Source organism: Leifsonia sp. fls2-241-R2A-40a, from assembly GCF_030209575.1.
Lineage (GTDB): Bacteria > Actinomycetota > Actinomycetes > Actinomycetales > Microbacteriaceae > Leifsonia.
Genome location: NZ_JARVRS010000001.1, coordinates 132466 through 148464, shown reverse-complemented (window position 1 = coordinate 148464; position 15999 = coordinate 132466). Strand labels below are relative to the sequence as shown.

Here is a 15999-nt window from a genome sequence, read left to right as displayed (position 1 = left end):
AAATAGAATCGAAGGCGATGTCCCACCACACCATGTCCGCACGCACCGACTCCGACCCGTCCCCTCGGCGGCGGATGTCCGGGGCCGGCCGCGTGCTGGTCTTCGTCTACGGCGTGCTGGCCCTCGCCGCGACCGGCCGCAGCGTCTTCCAGATCATCGACCGCTTTCATGAGGCGCCGGTGGCTTTCACCCTGTCCGCGCTGTCCGCGCTCGTGTACATCGTCGCGACCATCGCGCTGGTCGCGCCCGGACGGGTCTGGTACCGGGTGGCCTGGATCACCATCAGCTTCGAGCTCGCAGGGGTGCTGATCATCGGCAGCCTCAGCCTGTTCGCGCCCGCGGCCCTCGGACTGCACGACATCGACCCGTTCGGCCGCGACGCCACCGTCTGGTCGGTGTACGGGATGGGCTACCTCTTCATCCCGCTGGTCCTGCCGATCCTGGGGCTGCTATGGCTGCGCCGTCACCGTCCCGTCGAGGAGCCGGCGTCGTGAGGGTCTTCCACTCGGTCGACGAGGTGCCGGATGGATGGGGCCCGAGCGCCGTCACCATCGGCAAGTTCGACGGCGTCCACACCGGGCACCGTGCCGTGATCGACCGGTTGCGCACGGTCGCCGCCGAGCGCGGACTCACCTCGACCATCATCACGTTCGACCGCAACCCGCTCCAGGTGCTGGCGCCCGCGAAGTGCCCGCCGTCGCTGGTGAGCAACGAGCAGAAGCTCGACCTGCTGGCCGCGACCGGTGTCGACGCGACACTCATGGTCGCCTTCGACCGCGCCCTCGCCGGCCTCGACCCCGAGGAGTTCGTGCACCGCATCCTCGTCGACCGCCTGCACGCCGCGGTCGTGCTGGTGGGCAGCGACTTCCGGTTCGGCGCGCGCGGCGCCGGCGACGTGGCGTTGCTGCGCCGGCTGGGCGAGAAGTACGGCTTCGAGGTGGAGCTCATCGACGACGTGCGCCCGGAGCACGGCCGGCGGGTCTCGTCCACCTGGATCCGCGAGCTGCTCGCCGACGGCGAGGTCGGGCACGCGACCGAGCTGCTCGGCTCGGCGCCGACGGTCCGCGGGCTCGTGGTGCACGGAGCCGCGCGCGGCCGCGAACTCGGCTTCCCGACGGCGAACCTCTCGCCGCAATCGGAGGGTCTGATCCCCGCCGATGGCGTGTATGCCGGCTGGCTGACGGACGCGGGGGAGCGGTACCCGGCCGCCATCTCGGTCGGCAACAACCCGACCTTCGAGGGCGTGCCGCACAAGCAGGTCGAGGCCTACGTGCTCGACCGCGAGCTCGACCTGTACGACCACACGGTGGAGGTCTCGTTCGTCGCGCGCATCCGCGGCATGGTCGCCTACACGGGCATCGAGCCGTTGATCGCCCAGATCGCCGACGATGTGGAGCAGGCGCGCCGCATCCTGGGCGCCGAACGTTCCCCGCGCCCCGCTGCCGACGCCGACGAGCTCTCCTGATGGCGGGGGACGCCCCGGCCGCCGGAGCGCGGCCGCTCTGGCACGGCCGCGCCATCGCCCTGGTCGGCATCCTGCTGATCGCGGCGAACCTGCGCACCGCCGTCGCCGCGCTCTCGCCGATCTTCGCCGAGATCCGCACCGAGTTCACCGTGACGAGCATCGACGTCGGCCTCCTCGGGATGCTGCCCCCGGTGTGCTTCGCCGTGTTCGGCCTGATCGCGCCCTCCTTCACCCGGCGATTGAGCCTCGAGACGCTGGTGGTGCTGTCCCTCGGCGTGATCCTCGCCGGTCACCTGGTGCGCGCGTCGGCGACCTCGTTCGCCGTGCTAGCCATCGGCTCGGCGGTCACCTTCGCCGGGATGGGCGTCGGCAACGTCCTGCTGCCCCCGCTGGTGAAGCGGTACTTCCCCGACCGCATCGGCCTGGTGACCTCGCTCTACGCGACCGTCATGTCCGTCTCCACGCTGCTGCCGCCGCTCCTCGCGGTGCCAGTGGCGGACGCGGCGGGATGGCACGTCTCGGTGGGCATGTGGGCGCTGGTGAGCGTGCTGGCGATCCTTCCCTGGCTGCGCATCCTGATCACGCACCGTCCGGCGCACCCGGACAGCGACGTGGAGGTCGAGAAGGCGCAGCCCGCGATGGCCGGGCGGGTGTGGCACTCGCCGCTCGCGTGGGCCATGGCGGTGCTGTTCGCCGTGTCGAGCCTGAACGCGTACGCCATGTTCGCTTGGCTGCCGCAGATCCTCCACGATGTAGCGGGCGTCCCGCCGGCGGAGGCGGGAGCGCTGCTGTCGGTGTACGCCGGGATGGGCATCCCGGCCGGGCTGCTCGTCCCGCTGCTGGCGGCGCGGATGCGGAACGTCGCCGTGCTCATCTACGCGGGCGTCGCGTTCTTCATCGCGGGCTATCTGGGGCTCATCCTGGCTCCGGCCGCGGCCACCTGGCTCTGGGTGTCCTTCGCCGGCCTCGGGCCGCTGCTGTTCCCGCTGTGCCTCGTGCTCATCAACGTGCGCACGCGGACGCACGCGGGGTCCGTCGCGCTCAGCGGCTTCACGCAGGGCCTCGGCTACACGCTCGGCGCGCTGGGGCCGCTCGCGGTCGGAGTCCTGCACCAGCTGACCGGCGACTGGACGCTCGCGCTGCTCGTGCTCACCGGCACCGTGCTGGCGGCGGCCGCCGCGGGCGCCGTCGCCGCGCGCCCCCGCTACCTCGAAGACTGACGCCGCCCTCGGGCCCGTCGGCTGGCGGGCTACGGCAGCAGGTGCGCGCGGTGGATGAGCGCGGCGGCGCCGATGAGCGGGCCCTCGGAGGAGAGGGCGGACGGCACGATGCGCACCTTGCGGACGAACGGGAAGTAGTGGTGCTCGATCACGGCGCGCATGTGGTCGAACAGGTCCGGAGTGGCGTGGGAGAACCCGCCGCCGATCGCGACGAGCTCGAGGTCGAGCAGCGCCGTCGCCGACGCGATCGCGTGACCGACCGCCTTGCCCGTGCGGGCGATCGCCTCGTGCGCCACCGGCTCGCCCGCGGCGTACGAGGCGGCGAGCTCCTCGCCCGTCGTGCCCTCGAAGCCTTCGCGCCGCGCCCACGCGACGGTGTGCGGGCCGGATGCCATCGCCTCCAGGGCGTAGCGGCTGCCGAACGTGTCCTCGCCGCGGATCTCACCGACCTCGACGTGACCGATGTGGCCGGCGTTGCCGGTCGGGCCCGTGATCACGCGACCGCCCACGATGAGGCCGCCGCCGATCCCGGTGGAGATGACCATCCCCATCACGTTGTCGACACCCTGCGCGGCGCCCACCCAGTGCTCCGCGAGGGTGATGGCGACGCCGTCCATCTCCAAGGTGACGGGGACGTCGAGCCCGAGCTCGGCGGCCACGCCGGCGACGTAGTCGCGCATCGGGTAGTCGCGCCAGTGCGGGACGTTGAGCGGGGAGACGAGGCCCTGACGGCGGTCGATCGGCCCGGCGCTGCCGATCCCGACCCCGACGATGCGACCGTCCGCGGGCAGGGCGGCGAATGCCGCGCGGACGACGCCTCCGACCGACGCTTCGAGCTCCGGGACGGTGGCCGTGCGGCCGGTGGGCCGGCGGTGGCGCGAGCCGTCGACGAGCCGGCCGTCCACATCCACGAGGGCGGCCTCGACCTTGGTCCCGCCGAAGTCGACGGCGAGGGCGTACAGGGCGGCGGCGGGGGAGTCTGTGGGCACGACCCAACGATAAACGAATCGCGGGATGCTCATTTGAGCAGTCATCGCACACATGTTGCTCGCTCGCGCGCCACTTCCTAAGCTGGAGGGGTGGCCCTGAACGATTCCGACGAGATCCTCGCCGTCAAAGCCGCGGAACTGTACTACGAGGCCGGCAAGACGCAAGACGAGATCGGCGTGGCGCTGAACGTGTCCCGCTGGAAGGTCGGCCGCCTCCTCGTGGCCGCCCGTGAGCACGGTTTCGTGCGCATCGAGATCGTGCATCCCAGCGCTCGGCGGTTCTCGCTCGAGCGTGAGCTCTGCGGGTTCTACGGGCTGGCCGACGCCGTCGTCGTGCCCGCTGCAGAATCCGACTCCGAGGTGCAGGGCCGCGTCGCACAGGCGGCGGCCGACTACCTCACCACCCTCCGCCCGGTGCCGCGCACGCTCGGCGTCAGCTGGGGTCGCACCCTCCACGCGGTCGCCGCGCGCCTGCGCCCGGGCTGGGCCGTCGGAGTGAACCCGGTGCAGATCAACGGCAGCGTCTCCTCCACCCGGCAGGCCACCGCGGCGGCCGACACCGCGGTCGTCATCGCCCGCAAGGCGCAGGGGACGGCGACGCTCCTGCCCAGCCCGGCGATCTTCGAGCACGCCGCGACCCGGCGCGCGATCGAGGCCGACCGGTCGGTGCAGAGCGTGCTCGAACTCGCACGCAGCGCCAATGCCTACCTGTTCAGCGCGGGCGTCGTCGACACGAGCTCCGTGCACGTCGACTCCGGCTACCTGTCGGTCGAGGATGTGGCGGCGCTGGCCGAGAAGGGCGCGGTCGGCGACGTCGTCGGCCGCTTCATCACCGACGACGGCCAGGTCGCCGACCCCGAGCTGAACTCGCGCACCCTGGGGCTGAGCCTCGACGAGCTGCGCTCGGCCCGCACCTCGATCGCCGTCATCGCCGGGGCGCAGAAGCACCGCGTGGCGCACGCCGTCGTCGCCAGCGGGCTGTGCACGACGCTGATCACCGACGAGGAGACGGCCAACGACCTGCTCGGGCGCAACGCCCCGGGCGCAACGACTCAGCAGCGGCCGGCGACGACGGCCCCGTAGCAACATGGAGGAACACGTGACCATCGAGACAACGCCGCCCGTGCGCACGCTCGCGCCGGCGGCCCGCGCCGTGGAGGTGCTCGGCGGCGACCTCACCGAGGGGTCGCTGCGGCGCTATCTGAACGGCATCCCCGGCGTGGATGCGGTGGGCCTGGAGCAGCGCGCCGCCGGCCTCGGCACCCGCTCGATCAAGACCAGCAGCAAGAAGTGGGCGCTGGACACCGTCATCGAGCTCATCGATCTCACCACGCTGGAGGGCGCCGACACCCCCGGCAAGGTCCGCTCGCTGATCGCTAAGGCGCTCACGCCGGATCCGTCCGACCTGTCGGCTCCGCGGCCGGCCGCGGTCTGCGTGTACGGCGACATGGTGCCGTACGCGGTCGAAGCGCTGGGCGCCGCCCACGCCGGCGCGGTCCGCCGTGCGGGAGGCGAAGGCGGCGTCAACGTGGCCGCGGTCGCCACCGCGTTCCCGAGCGGGCGCGCCTCCCTCAAGGTCAAGCTCGCCGACACCGCGGACGCCGTCGCAGCGGGAGCCGACGAGATCGACATGGTCATCGACCGCGGCGCCTTCCTCTCCGGCCGCTACGGTCTCGTGTTCGACGAGATCGTCGCGGTCAAGGAGGCCTGCCGCCGCGAAGACGGCTCGTACGCGCACCTGAAGGTGATCCTCGAGACCGGCGAGCTGAACACGTACGACAACGTGCGGCGCGCATCCTGGCTCAGCATCCTGGCCGGCGGCGACTTCATCAAGACCTCGACCGGCAAGGTCTCGCCGGCCGCCACGCTGCCGGTGACCCTGCTCATGCTCGAAGTGGTGCGCGACTGGCACCAGCTCTCCGGCGAGGAGATCGGCGTGAAGCCGGCCGGCGGCATCCGCTCGTCGAAGGACGCCATCAAGTACCTCGTGACCGTCGCCGAGACGGTCGGAGAGCGCTGGCTGCAGCCGCACCTGTTCCGGTTCGGCGCCTCCAGCCTCCTGAACGACGTGCTCCTGCAGCGCCAGAAGCTGGCCACCGGGCACTACTCCGGCGCCGACTACGTGACGATCGACTGACGAAAGCTGAACTGACATGAGTTTCCTCGAATACGCCCCGGCTCCCGAGTCGCGGTCGATCCTCAACCTGCGCGACGAGTACGGACTGTTCATCGACGGCGAGTTCGTCGCCGGTCACGGCACCCCGTTCCAGACGATCTCGCCGGCGACGGAGGAGCGCATCGCGACCATCGCGACCGCCGACTCCTCCGATGTCGACGCCGCCGTCGCCTCCGCCCGCCGCGCCTACGACCGGGTCTGGTCGCGGATGAGCGGCAGCGACCGCGGCAAGTACCTGTTCCGCATCGCACGGCTCGTGCAGGAGCGCGCCCGCGAGCTCGCCGTGGCCGAGAGCCTCGACAACGGCAAGCCCATCAAGGAGAGCCGGGATGTGGATGTCCCGCTCGTCGCCGCCTGGTTCTTCTACTACGCGGGATGGGCGGACAAGCTCGAGCACGCCGGCCTCGGCCCCGCGCCGCGCGCGCTCGGCGTCGCGGCGCAGGTCATCCCGTGGAACTTCCCGCTGCTCATGCTCGCGTGGAAGATCGCCCCGGCCCTCGCCGCGGGCAACACGGTCGTGCTGAAGCCGGCGGAGACGACCCCGCTGACCGCGCTGCTGTTCGCGGAGATCGTGCAGCAGGCCGACCTCCCCGCGGGCGTCGTCAACATCGTCACGGGCGCAGGGGAGACCGGCCGCGACCTGGTCGCCCACCCGGACGTGAACAAGGTGGCCTTCACCGGCTCCACCGCGGTCGGGCGCGAGATCGCCCGCACGGTCGCCGGCACCTCCAAGAAGCTGACGCTGGAGCTCGGTGGCAAGGCCGCGAACATCGTCTTCGACGATGCGCCGATCGACCAGGCGGTCGAGGGCATCGTGAACGGCATCTTCTTCAACCAGGGCCACGTCTGCTGCGCGGGCAGCCGGCTGCTCGTGCAGGAGTCCATCCACGACGAGGTCGTCGACCGGCTCAAGCGCCGCCTCTCGACGCTGCGTCTCGGCGACCCGCTGGACAAGAACACCGACATCGGAGCGATCAACAGCGCCGAGCAGCTGCAGCGTATCCGCGAACTCTCCGACATCGGCGAGGCGGAAGGCGCGGAGCGCTGGACGGCCGACTGCGCCATCCCGGAGAACGGCTTCTGGTTCGCGCCGACGATCTTCGACAACGTCTCGACGAGCCACCGGATCGCCCGCGAGGAGATCTTCGGCCCGGTGCTCTCGGTGCTGACCTTCCGCACCCCGGCCGAGGCGATCGCGAAGGCGAACAACACGCCGTACGGCCTCTCGGCCGGCATCTGGTCCGAGAAGGGCAGCCGCATCCTCGCCGTCGCCGACAAGCTGCGCGCAGGCGTGGTCTGGGCGAACACCTTCAACCGGTTCGACCCGGCCAGCCCGTTCGGCGGCTACAAGGAGTCCGGCTACGGACGCGAGGGCGGCCGCCACGGCCTGGGCGCGTACCTCGTGCCCGGCCGCTCGCTGCCGGCCACCACGTCCATCCCCGCCCGCCTGACCCGTAAGGGAGCCTCCAAATGAGCCGCCTTGCCGTGCCGAAGACCTACAAGCTCTACATCGGCGGGAAGTTCCCCCGCAGCGAGTCCGGGCGCACGTACGAGGTCGCCTCGGCGAAGGGAGCGTTCCTCGCGAACGCCGCCAAGGCGTCCCGGAAGGATGCGCGGGATGCGGTCGTCGCCGCCCGCGCCGCGGTCTCCGGATGGTCGGGAGCGACCGCCTACAACCGCGGTCAGGTGCTCTACCGCATCGCCGAGCTGATGGAGGGTCGCCGGGCCCAGTTCGTCGACGAGATCCAGAAGGCGGAGGGCGTCTCGGCGGGCGCCGCGACCGCGCAGGTCGATGAGGCCGTCGACCGCTGGGTCTGGTACGCGGGATGGGCGGACAAGTTCGCGCAGGTCGCCGGCAACGCCAACCCGGTCGCCGGACCGTACTTCAACATCTCGGTGCCCGAGCCGACCGGGGTCGTCGCCATCATCGCGCCGCAGGACTCCAGCCTGCTCGGCTTCGTCAGCGCGATCGCTCCGGCGCTGGTCGCGGGCAACACCGTGGTGGTCGTCGCCAGCGAGCGGTTCCCGCTCTCGGCGATCAGCCTCAGCGAGGTGCTCGCGACGAGTGATGTCCCGGGCGGCGTCGTCAACATCCTGACCGGTTCTCCGGCCGAGATCGCCCCGTGGCTGGCGTCGCACGCGGACGTCAACGCGCTCGACCTCGTCGGCGCGGGCGACCTCGACTGGGTCGACCTGCAGATCGCCGCGGCCGACACGCTCAAGCGGGTGCTGACGCCCGAGAACGGCCCCGACGCGGCCGCGCCGTCGCTCGACCGCATCGCCTTCTTCACCGAGACGAAGACGGTCTGGCACACCAAGTCCCTGCTCTGACCCGCCACGATTCGTGCCGAATGTGCGCAATTCCTCACGAATAGCGAACATTCGGCACGAATCATGGCAGGGACTGAGCGTTCCTTCCCCTTCCACGTTCGGTGAGGGAGGATGGAAGGGACGAGACGGGAGGCGCCATGGGGGATGAGTGGAGGCCGGAGCGCGAAGAGTTGGTGCTGGTCGGCGACAGCCTGACGCAGGGCGGCGACTGGGAGGCGCTGCTGCCCGGTGAGACGGTGCGGAACTTCGGCATGGCCGGCGACACTACCGACGACGTCATCGCGCGCCTGTGGGACGTCATCGAGACGCGGCCGGCCCTCGTCGCGCTGCTCATCGGCACGAACGACCTGGCCTGGCGGCGCTCCGTGGAGCACATCGTCCGCAACATCGAGACCGTGCTCGTCACGCTGCGCAAGGAACTGCCGGAGACGCGCATCCTCGTGCAGTCGGTGATGCCGCGCGGACACGAGTTCGCCGACCAGATCCGCGACATCAACCGGCACCTGTGGCAGTTCGCCCCGACCGTGCACGCGGGCTGGCTCGACCTGTGGCCCGCGATGGCCCTGGAGGACGGCGAGCTGAACCCGGCGTTCACCGAGGACCGCCTCCACCTCAACGCCGACGGCTACCGCGCCTGGGCGGGCGAGCTGGCCCCGGCCCTGGAACGCCTCCGCGAGCTCCCGCCGTCCAGCCGCGCGATCACCCTCCCCGACCTCGGGGGCGCCTCGTAGCGGTCCCTCCCTCGCCGGGAAGCGCGGGTCAGGAGGCGCGGGTCAGGAGGCGCGGAGCAGCCGCGCGTACACCTCGATGCCGCGGAGCCAGGTGGCGACGCGGATGCGCTCGTCGCGCGCGTGCAGCGCGCCGCGCTCCTCGGCGCTCAGCTCGAACGGCGTGAAGCGGTAGACGACGTCGCACACGCCGGTGAAGTGGCGGCTGTCGCTCGCGCCGAGCATGACGTACGGCGTCACGACGGCCCGGGGATGGACGGCACCGATCGCGGAGACCAACCGCTCCCAGTGCGGGCCCTCGGACGGGGAGACCGGCGACGGCTCGCTCGCATCCACAGCCTCCACCCGCACCGCGTCGTCGCGGATCGCCCGCCGGATGTGGTCGAGAGTCTCGGCGACCGACGACCCGACGGCGATGCGGGTGTTGACGACCGCCTCCGCCCGCTCAGGCAGCGCGTTCGCGGCGAGACTCCCGCTCAGCTGGGTGACGGCGGTCGTGGTGCGCACGATCGCCCGCGTCTCGTCGCTCAGGCGCCCGAGCACCGCGCGCAGCACCGGCTGCAGGCGCCGGGCGCGCGTGAACACCGCCCGCAGCGGTCCGGTCGCGTGCGCACCGAGCGTCTCGACCATCCGCAGGTTCGTCTCGGTCAGCCGGGCCGGGAAGGGGCGCGCGTCGAGCCGCGTGATGGCGCGGGCCAGGCGGACGGTAGCCGTCATCCGCGGGGGAGTGGAGGCGTGGCCGCCGAGCTGCTCGACGGTCAGCCGAACGGTGGTGATGCCCTTCTCGCTGACGCCGACGACCGCGATGGGCTTGCTGACGCCGGGGAAGATGCGCTCGACGACCGCACCGCCCTCGTCCAGCACGAGCGCGGGGCGGACGCCGCGGTCGGCGAGCACCGCCGCGATCGCCTGCGCGCCCGACCCGACCGTCTCCTCGTCGTGGCCGAAGCTCAGGTAGACGTCGTTCCCGGGCTGGAAGCCGGCCAGCACCAGCGCCTCCACCGCCTCGAGGATGGCGACCAGAGCGCCCTTGTCGTCGATCGCCCCGCGCGCCCACAGCAGCTGCTGCTCGCCGGCTCCCGTGAGCTCGGCGGCGAACGGGGGATGCGTCCAGCCCTCGTCCGTCGCGGGGACGACGTCGTAGTGCGCCATCAGCACGGTCGGCGCGGCGTCCGTGCGTCCCCGCCAGCGGTACAGCAGGGAGTATCCGTGGCGTTCCTGCTCCAGCGCGGCATGGAGCGCCGGGTACAGCGCGGGCAGCGCATCGAGGAACCGCTCGAACACCGTCCACTCGGTCGCCGCGACGTCGTTGCGCGACATGGTCGGGATGCGGAGCAGCGTCCGGAACCGCTCCAGCGCCTCCGGCGCATCGACCGCGCCGGGGCCGGTCGACGGCTCGACGGCCGTCATTCGCCGGCCGCCGCGCGGAACGCGTCGAAGGCCTCGTCCGAGAACAGGACGAACCGCACGTGCTCGACCGAACCGACGCCGGACGAGAGCACGGCGCGCACGGTGCTGATGGCTGTGCGCGCGGCATCCTCCATCGGCCAGCCGTAGACGCCGGCGGAGATCGCCGGGAACGCCACCGTCTGTGCTCCCAGCTCCCGCGCGACGCGGAGGGACGAGCGGTACGCGTTCTGCAGCAGCGGCGTGCGATCCTCCTGGGTCGACCACACCGGTCCGACCGTGTGGATGACCCACTTCGCCGGCAGGTCGCCCGCGATGGTCGCGACCGCCTGCCCGGTGGGCAGCCCCTCGCGGAGGGTGGTGGCGCGCAGTTCACGCGTCGCCTCCAGGATCGACGGGCCGCCGCGGCGGTGGATGGCGCCGTCGACGCCCCCGCCGCCGAGCAGTGAACTGTTCGCGGCGTTGACGATCGCGTCGACGGTCTCGTCGGTGATGTCCCCGCGGACGATGCGGATGAGATCCTCGGCCATGGTCGCCGTCAGCCGCGGTTGTTGGAGAGCTCGTAGATCTTGAGCAGCTCGACGATCGCGTCGTCTGCAGCCGTTCCGCCCTCGTCGAACGCCTCGGCGACGTGCGTGCGCAGGTGGTTCTCGACCAGCAGCCGGTTGAGCGAGCCGAGCGACTTCTGGATGGCGAGCGACTGGGTGATGATGTCGATGCAGTAGTCCTCGTTCTCGATCATCTTCTCCAGTCCCCGGAGCTGGCCCTCGAGGATGCGCGTGCGGTGGAGCGCACGCTTCTTGATGTCTGCGATCACCCCCTCAGGATAAGCCCGGGGCCTCATACCCCGCAGGGGTAGTCGTCGCCCAGGCGGACTGTGCAATCCATCGGCGAACGGGAGACGTTTCCTGGCACGTATCCCCCTAACGGGGGGTTACGGGTGGACAAACAGATGGGTCTATCCTCCAGGGAGGGGTTGAGAAATATTCGTTTAACAGGAAAGGCCCGACTTTGCTGAAGAACCTCAGCCCGCTGCTGTCCGGTGCGCTCTTGAGCGCACTGGATGCTATGCACGATGGCCAGACGCTTACCCTCGTCGGCAGCGGCTACCCGGAAGAACAGATCACCACGCCCGTCATCCACCTCGGTGATGACGTCACGACGGAGGCCGCCGCAGAGGCGATCCTGTCCGTCTTCCCGCTCGATCAGAACGACGCCGCGCCCATCGTGTTCCTCGACCTCACCGCCGAACCCTCCGACGTACCCGACGTCGCGTTCGCAGTGAACGGGATCGCCTCGGACGCGGAGCTCCGGCGGGTCCCGATGACCCGACTCGAGCTTGCGCCGTTCCTCGAGCTCGCCCGAACCTCCGCCGTCACGGTCCGCGTCGGCTCCGACGCGCCGCCGTGCGCCTTCCTGCTCCGCCGCGGAGTGCTGTAAGCCCGCAGCAGCCCGCGTACACACAGCGCACCATCGTCGCCCGTCCGGCCGGAGAGAACGTCTCCGCAACCGGGCGGGCGCACCATGTCCGGCACTCGGATCAGCGCGCGTAGAGTTGTGTCTCGATGTCTCGACCACACACGCCGCAGCCGCCCGCCTTCAACCGTGCGGCGCTCGCGCCCGGACTGCTCGGCGCCATCGTGCTGCTCGCCGGTCTCGCGCTGGTCGGCGGCGAGTGGTACCTGTACGTGCAGTACGCGGTCAGCATCCTCGCCCTCATCCTCTGCGTCTTCGCCGGACAGGCGCGGCTGTGGTGGTGGCTGGCGGGTCTCATCCCGCTCGCGGTGGTGTGGAACCCGGTGTGGCCGCTGCCGCTGAACGGCATCGCGCTCCAGGGTCTGTCGATCGCCGGCGCCGTCGTTTTCGTGGCTGCAGCGGTCACCATCAAGATCCCCGCAGACACGCGTCGCTGAACGGCGCCGCGTGCCGTAAAATGGTCGGTGTGCGGCCGTCCTGTGCCGCGCATCCCGGCGTCACCCGCGTCGAGCCCGGTCCACTCGGTACCGGTCTCCTCGCCCCGCCGGCCTCACGCCCAACGGCGTCGCGCCCTCCGACAGCGTGCGACGCCTCTCTTGGAGGACCATGTCTCGTTCCGGTCAGCGCACCAGCCCGACCAGGCCGCAGCAGCGGAAGAACCGGCACGCCAACAACGACGGACTCATCCCCGTCCTCGCCCGTAAAGTGCGCGAGGTCGAGGCGAAGGCCGCCGACGGCAAGAAGCTGGGACCCACGAACCGCACCAAGTTCCAGGTGATCGCGTTCCTGATGCGCGAGGAGCGCGCCCGCGCGAAGTCGGATCCCGACCTCAGCGATGCGGCACGCGCCGAGCAGCTGAAGCGCCTGGACGGGATCGCGACCATCCTCGCGAAGACCGCGGCCCGCGACACGTCGCTGATCTCGCTGCTGGAGTCCGAGTCGCCCTCGACCGCCACCGCGCAGACGATGCGACGCGACTGGCTGCTCGAGTCCGGCACCGAGCTCTCGCCCGACGACCTGATCATCACGATCGAGCGTCCCGTCGCGAAGCAGGACAGCGTCATCCCGCCGGAGCTCGCCGAGAAGCAGGTCGTTCCGCAGTCGGTGAAGGCGCGGCAGCTCTCGAACCCGTTCCTCGCGCCCGACCTCGCGCGTCTCACCCCGGCGGCCCCCACCCCCCGCCGCAGGCTCGACTCGTGGGAGCTGCTCGGCCCGCTGTTCAAGTCGTTCGAGTACGGCGCGGGCGGCCAGGCGGCCAGCATGGACCTGCCGCCGGCACCGCTGATCGACCGCTACTCGCCCAACGGCCTCGAACTGATGCACCACCAGTCGCGGTTCATCGAGAGCGTGCGCCTGGGTCACCGCAGCTTCCTGCTCGCCGACGAGCCGGGACTCGGGAAGACGGCGCAGTCGCTCCTCGCGGCATCCGTCGCCGGCGCGTACCCGCTGCTCGCCGTCGTCCCGAACGTCGTGAAGATGAACTGGGCGCGCGAGGTCGAGCGCTGGACACCGCACCGCCGGGCCACGGTCATCCACGGAGACGGGGAGGGCCTCGACGCCTTCGCCGACGTGGTCATCGTGAACTACGAAGTGCTGGACAGGCACCTCTCCTGGCTGAGCACGCTCGGCTTCCAGGGGATGGTCGTCGACGAGGCGCACTTCATCAAGAACCTGCACTCGCAGCGCTCGCGCCTGGTGCTCGGACTGGCGGACGCCATCCGCTCCTCCGCTCCGGACCCGCTGATGATCGCGCTGACCGGTACGCCGCTGATCAACGACATCGACGACTTCAAGGCCATCTGGCAGTTCCTCGGCTGGATCGACGGCAACAAGCCGACCGCGAAGCTGATGGAGCACCTGGAGGAGACCGAGCTGACCCCGGCCGACTTCGGCTTCTACGCCGCAGCGCGCGAGGCCGTCATCGACATGGGCATCGTGCGCCGCCGGAAGCTCGACGTCGCCTCCGACCTGCCGAGCCGCCGCGTGGTCGACCTGCCGGTCGAGCTCGACGACGAGCTGGGACGCTCGATCCGCCAGGCCGAGCAGGAGCTCGCCGCGCGGCTGGTCACCCGGTTCAACCGCGCCTCCGCCGCCGGTCGTCCCGACTCGTTCGAGGGCGACGACGAGGCGCACCGCCGCCACCTCATCCGGCTGGTCGCCCAGTCGGAGCTGGAGGAGTCGAAGTCGGCCAAGTCCGGCGACAACGTCTTCACCATGGTCCGGAAGATCGGTCAGGCGAAGGCCGGGCTGGCGTCCGACTACACGGCGCAGCTGGCGCGCTCGGTCGGCAAGGTCGTCTTCTTCGCCAAGCACATCGACGTGATGGATGCGGCGGAGGAGGCCTTCGCGGCCCGCGACCTCAAGACGATCTCGATCCGCGGCGACCAGTCCGCCCTCGCGCGGCAGAAGGAGATCGACGCCTTCAACAACGATCCGGAGGTCGCCGTCGCCGTGTGCTCGCTGACCGCCGCCGGCGTCGGGCTGAACCTGCAGGCCGCATCCAACGTGGTGCTGGCGGAGCTGTCGTGGACGGCCGCCGAGCAGACGCAGGCGATCGACCGCGTGCACCGCATCGGCCAGGAGGAGCCCGTGACCGCCTGGCGGATCATCGCGGCGCAGACGATCGACGCCAAGATCGCCGAGCTGATCGATGCCAAGCAGGGCCTCGCGGCCCGCGCGCTCGACGGCAGCGACGTCGAGCCCGGCTCGACCGACTCGGTCCAGCTGGATGCGCTCATCCACCTGCTGGAGGACGCGCTGGCCTGACCGAACACAGGAGGTCACGACCGCTTGGCCGCTGAGACTCCTCCGTTTTCGGCGGTGCCGCGCTGACGGCTCAGGCGATCTCGGCGTCGTCGGGGTCGAGGGGGACCGGGCGGTCGTCGTCCGGGAGGAGTTCGTCGTCCTCGTCGTCGACCACCGGGAGGTCCTCCGGGTCGTGCACGACCGGCTCCGGCTCGTAGTCGGCCTCCTGCGCCTCGCGGAAGTCGTCGAGGTCCTCGTCGTCTCGGTTCTCACGTCCTCTGGGGTCGCTCATGCCCCGAGGGTACCGCCGTGCGCGGTGGTCGTGAAGAGCGGTCTCAGTCGAGCTCGAACACGAAGAACGCACCCCGCTCGTCGTGCTCGATCCTGGCGCGCCCGCGGAACCCGGCGAAGTCGCCCGTGCCTGTCCCCGGGATGATGTGGCCGAACGCGGAGGCGTCGCCGGGATGCTGCAGGGCGCCGTGGTGGACGGTCAGCGATCCGCTTCTGCCGTCGTCCACCGTGCCGGTGATCCGCTCGGCCGCCAGGTAGCCGCGTCCGCCCTCCTCGGTGCCGGAGGAGATGAAGTGCGCGACCGACTCGCCGACCAGCCCCTCGGTGTAGGTCTTCCGCATGACGACGGCACCCACCCAGTCGCCGTCGATGCCCGGGAGTTCCGCCGGCTCCCAGCCGGTCACGTCGAAGCGGGCGGTGATCGTCTCTGAGGTCATGCGTTCACCGTAAGGGCTGCATCCGCCCGTCCGCTTGTAATTTCGCGACAGAGGAAATGTGGGCTAGACAGGGGATATGCCCCACGACGCTCAGCCCCACCACTCGCAGATCGAGATCGAGCGCAAGTACGACGTCGATGCCGAGGCGCAGCATCCGCAGCTGGTCGGCGTCGGCGCGGTCGCGGTGCAGGGCGAGCCGCAGCGGCACGAACTCGTCGCCACCTATTTCGACACGACCGACCTGGCCCTCGCCCGGCATCACGTCGCGGCGCGCGTCCGGCGCGGCGGCCACGACGCGGGCTGGCACGTCAAGCTGCCCGCCGAGGAGGGCCGCACCGAGCTGCACTGGGAGCTGACGGACGGCGACGAGCCGCCCGCGGCGCTGCGCGAGCACCTCCGCGACCTCATCGGCGACGAGCCCCTGGTCCCCATCGCGCGCGTCACGAACCAGCGCGACAGCGTCGTGCTGCAGGATGCGGCCGGCTTCGAGATGGCGGAACTCACCGATGACCACGTCAGCAGCGAGAACCTCCGCTCCGGCGGCACCCAGCAGTGGCGGGAGTGGGAGGTCGAACTGCTGGGCGGAGCACCCGACAGCAGGGAGGGACGCACGGCGCTTCTCGACGGGATCGAGGAGCGACTGCTCGCCGCGGGCGCCCGTCCGTCGGCCAGCTCGTCGAAGCTGCAGCGCGCCCTCGGGCTCTGATCGCCTACCACCGCCGGGCGGCCTCCGT

The 15999-nt window shown here is 71.0% G+C and carries 18 protein-coding genes; 12 read left to right on the top strand and 6 right to left on the bottom strand.

Annotated features, from left to right (window positions below):
* The first annotated feature begins 17 nt into the window (after positions 1-17).
* From QRN40_RS00735 to QRN40_RS00725, 3 genes are read left to right on the top strand one after another with little or no spacing between them, the layout of a single operon-like run.
* Positions 18-494, top strand: coding sequence for a hypothetical protein (locus QRN40_RS00735; protein ID WP_285113541.1), 477 nt, complete (start codon positions 18-20; stop codon positions 492-494).
* Positions 491-1465, top strand: a complete 975-nt coding sequence (locus QRN40_RS00730; RefSeq protein ID WP_285113539.1) for a bifunctional riboflavin kinase/FAD synthetase — start codon at positions 491-493, stop codon at positions 1463-1465. The genes QRN40_RS00735 and QRN40_RS00730 overlap by 4 nt, the downstream gene beginning before the upstream one ends.
* Positions 1465-2685: an MFS transporter gene (locus QRN40_RS00725; RefSeq protein ID WP_285113537.1), complete on the top strand. Its 1221-nt coding sequence runs from the start codon at positions 1465-1467 to the stop codon at positions 2683-2685. Before QRN40_RS00730 ends, QRN40_RS00725 begins: the two co-directional genes overlap by 1 nt.
* A gap of 29 nt (positions 2686-2714) precedes the next feature.
* Here QRN40_RS00725 and QRN40_RS00720 read toward each other — a convergent pair whose 3' ends face one another.
* Complete coding sequence (locus QRN40_RS00720) at positions 2715-3707, bottom strand: ROK family protein (RefSeq protein WP_502878888.1); 993 nt, start codon at positions 3705-3707, stop codon at positions 2715-2717.
* A gap of 57 nt (positions 3708-3764) precedes the next feature.
* Here QRN40_RS00720 and QRN40_RS00715 point away from each other — a divergent pair, with 57 nt between their 5' ends.
* The 5 genes from QRN40_RS00715 (at position 3765) to QRN40_RS00695 (ending at position 8912) form a co-directional block, all read left to right on the top strand.
* Positions 3765-4757, top strand: coding sequence for a sugar-binding transcriptional regulator (locus QRN40_RS00715; RefSeq protein WP_285113534.1), 993 nt, complete (start codon positions 3765-3767; stop codon positions 4755-4757).
* Positions 4758-4773: 16 nt separating this feature from the next.
* On the top strand, positions 4774-5811 hold the full coding sequence (deoC, locus tag QRN40_RS00710; protein ID WP_285113532.1) for a deoxyribose-phosphate aldolase: 1038 nt from the start codon (positions 4774-4776) through the stop codon (positions 5809-5811).
* A gap of 16 nt (positions 5812-5827) precedes the next feature.
* A complete protein-coding gene (locus QRN40_RS00705) occupies positions 5828-7324 on the top strand; it encodes an aldehyde dehydrogenase family protein (protein WP_285113531.1) in 1497 nt (498 codons plus the stop codon).
* Positions 7321-8181, top strand: a complete 861-nt coding sequence (locus QRN40_RS00700) for an aldehyde dehydrogenase family protein (RefSeq protein ID WP_285113529.1) — start codon at positions 7321-7323, stop codon at positions 8179-8181. Before QRN40_RS00705 ends, QRN40_RS00700 begins: the two co-directional genes overlap by 4 nt.
* A 137-nt stretch (positions 8182-8318) precedes the next feature.
* Entirely contained in the window at positions 8319-8912 is a 594-nt protein-coding gene (locus tag QRN40_RS00695) for an SGNH/GDSL hydrolase family protein (RefSeq protein WP_285113528.1), read from the top strand.
* A gap of 42 nt (positions 8913-8954) precedes the next feature.
* On the opposite strand, the gene QRN40_RS00690 is transcribed toward QRN40_RS00695, so the two are convergent.
* Genes QRN40_RS00690 through QRN40_RS00680 form a run of 3 tightly spaced genes read right to left on the bottom strand, consistent with a single transcriptional unit; the run spans position 8955 to position 11133 of the window.
* A complete protein-coding gene (locus tag QRN40_RS00690) occupies positions 8955-10319 on the bottom strand; it encodes a M20/M25/M40 family metallo-hydrolase (RefSeq protein ID WP_285113526.1) in 1365 nt (454 codons plus the stop codon).
* On the bottom strand, positions 10316-10846 hold the full coding sequence (locus QRN40_RS00685; RefSeq protein WP_285113524.1) for an O-acetyl-ADP-ribose deacetylase: 531 nt from the start codon (positions 10844-10846) through the stop codon (positions 10316-10318). Before QRN40_RS00685 ends, QRN40_RS00690 begins: the two co-directional genes overlap by 4 nt.
* An 8-nt stretch (positions 10847-10854) precedes the next feature.
* On the bottom strand, positions 10855-11133 hold the full coding sequence (locus QRN40_RS00680) for a metal-sensitive transcriptional regulator (protein WP_285113522.1): 279 nt from the start codon (positions 11131-11133) through the stop codon (positions 10855-10857).
* 194 nt (positions 11134-11327) lie between these two features.
* Between QRN40_RS00680 and QRN40_RS00675 the strand changes: the two genes are divergently transcribed.
* The 3 genes from QRN40_RS00675 (at position 11328) to QRN40_RS00665 (ending at position 14558) form a co-directional block, all read left to right on the top strand.
* Entirely contained in the window at positions 11328-11756 is a 429-nt protein-coding gene (locus tag QRN40_RS00675) for an RbsD/FucU domain-containing protein (protein ID WP_285113520.1), read from the top strand.
* Positions 11757-11881: 125 nt separating this feature from the next.
* Positions 11882-12229: a DUF6804 family protein gene (locus QRN40_RS00670; protein ID WP_285113519.1), complete on the top strand. Its 348-nt coding sequence runs from the start codon at positions 11882-11884 to the stop codon at positions 12227-12229.
* Between the two features lie 169 nt (positions 12230-12398).
* Entirely contained in the window at positions 12399-14558 is a 2160-nt protein-coding gene (locus QRN40_RS00665) for a DEAD/DEAH box helicase (protein WP_285113517.1), read from the top strand.
* A gap of 70 nt (positions 14559-14628) precedes the next feature.
* Here the strand turns inward: QRN40_RS00665 and QRN40_RS00660 are convergent, their stop codons facing one another.
* Positions 14629-14829, bottom strand: coding sequence for a hypothetical protein (locus tag QRN40_RS00660; protein WP_285113514.1), 201 nt, complete (start codon positions 14827-14829; stop codon positions 14629-14631).
* A 43-nt stretch (positions 14830-14872) separates the two neighbouring features.
* Entirely contained in the window at positions 14873-15265 is a 393-nt protein-coding gene (locus tag QRN40_RS00655; RefSeq protein ID WP_285113513.1) for a DUF3224 domain-containing protein, read from the bottom strand.
* A 76-nt stretch (positions 15266-15341) separates the two neighbouring features.
* Here QRN40_RS00655 and QRN40_RS00650 point away from each other — a divergent pair, with 76 nt between their 5' ends.
* Positions 15342-15971: a CYTH domain-containing protein gene (locus QRN40_RS00650; RefSeq protein WP_285113511.1), complete on the top strand. Its 630-nt coding sequence runs from the start codon at positions 15342-15344 to the stop codon at positions 15969-15971.
* The last annotated feature ends 28 nt before the right edge of the window (positions 15972-15999 follow it).

Excerpts from the sequence above, each read along its gene's own strand:
- QRN40_RS00725 (WP_285113537.1), top strand. The coding sequence starts at position 1,465 with ATGGCGGGGGACGCCCCGGCCGCCGGAGCGCGGCCGCTCTGGCACGGC.
- QRN40_RS00655 (WP_285113513.1), bottom strand. The coding sequence starts at position 15,265 with ATGACCTCAGAGACGATCACCGCCCGCTTCGACGTGACCGGCTGGGAG.
- QRN40_RS00705 (WP_285113531.1), top strand. The coding sequence starts at position 5,828 with ATGAGTTTCCTCGAATACGCCCCGGCTCCCGAGTCGCGGTCGATCCTC.
- QRN40_RS00735 (WP_285113541.1), top strand. The coding sequence starts at position 18 with ATGTCCCACCACACCATGTCCGCACGCACCGACTCCGACCCGTCCCCT.
- QRN40_RS00665 (WP_285113517.1), top strand. The coding sequence starts at position 12,399 with ATGTCTCGTTCCGGTCAGCGCACCAGCCCGACCAGGCCGCAGCAGCGG.
- QRN40_RS00650 (WP_285113511.1), top strand. The coding sequence starts at position 15,342 with ATGCCCCACGACGCTCAGCCCCACCACTCGCAGATCGAGATCGAGCGC.
- QRN40_RS00720 (WP_502878888.1), bottom strand. The coding sequence starts at position 3,707 with ATGAGCATCCCGCGATTCGTTTATCGTTGGGTCGTGCCCACAGACTCC.
- QRN40_RS00695 (WP_285113528.1), top strand. The coding sequence starts at position 8,319 with ATGGGGGATGAGTGGAGGCCGGAGCGCGAAGAGTTGGTGCTGGTCGGC.
- QRN40_RS00690 (WP_285113526.1), bottom strand. The coding sequence starts at position 10,319 with ATGACGGCCGTCGAGCCGTCGACCGGCCCCGGCGCGGTCGATGCGCCG.
- QRN40_RS00660 (WP_285113514.1), bottom strand. The coding sequence starts at position 14,829 with ATGAGCGACCCCAGAGGACGTGAGAACCGAGACGACGAGGACCTCGAC.
- QRN40_RS00685 (WP_285113524.1), bottom strand. The coding sequence starts at position 10,846 with ATGGCCGAGGATCTCATCCGCATCGTCCGCGGGGACATCACCGACGAG.
- QRN40_RS00700 (WP_285113529.1), top strand. The coding sequence starts at position 7,321 with ATGAGCCGCCTTGCCGTGCCGAAGACCTACAAGCTCTACATCGGCGGG.
- QRN40_RS00670 (WP_285113519.1), top strand. The coding sequence starts at position 11,882 with ATGTCTCGACCACACACGCCGCAGCCGCCCGCCTTCAACCGTGCGGCG.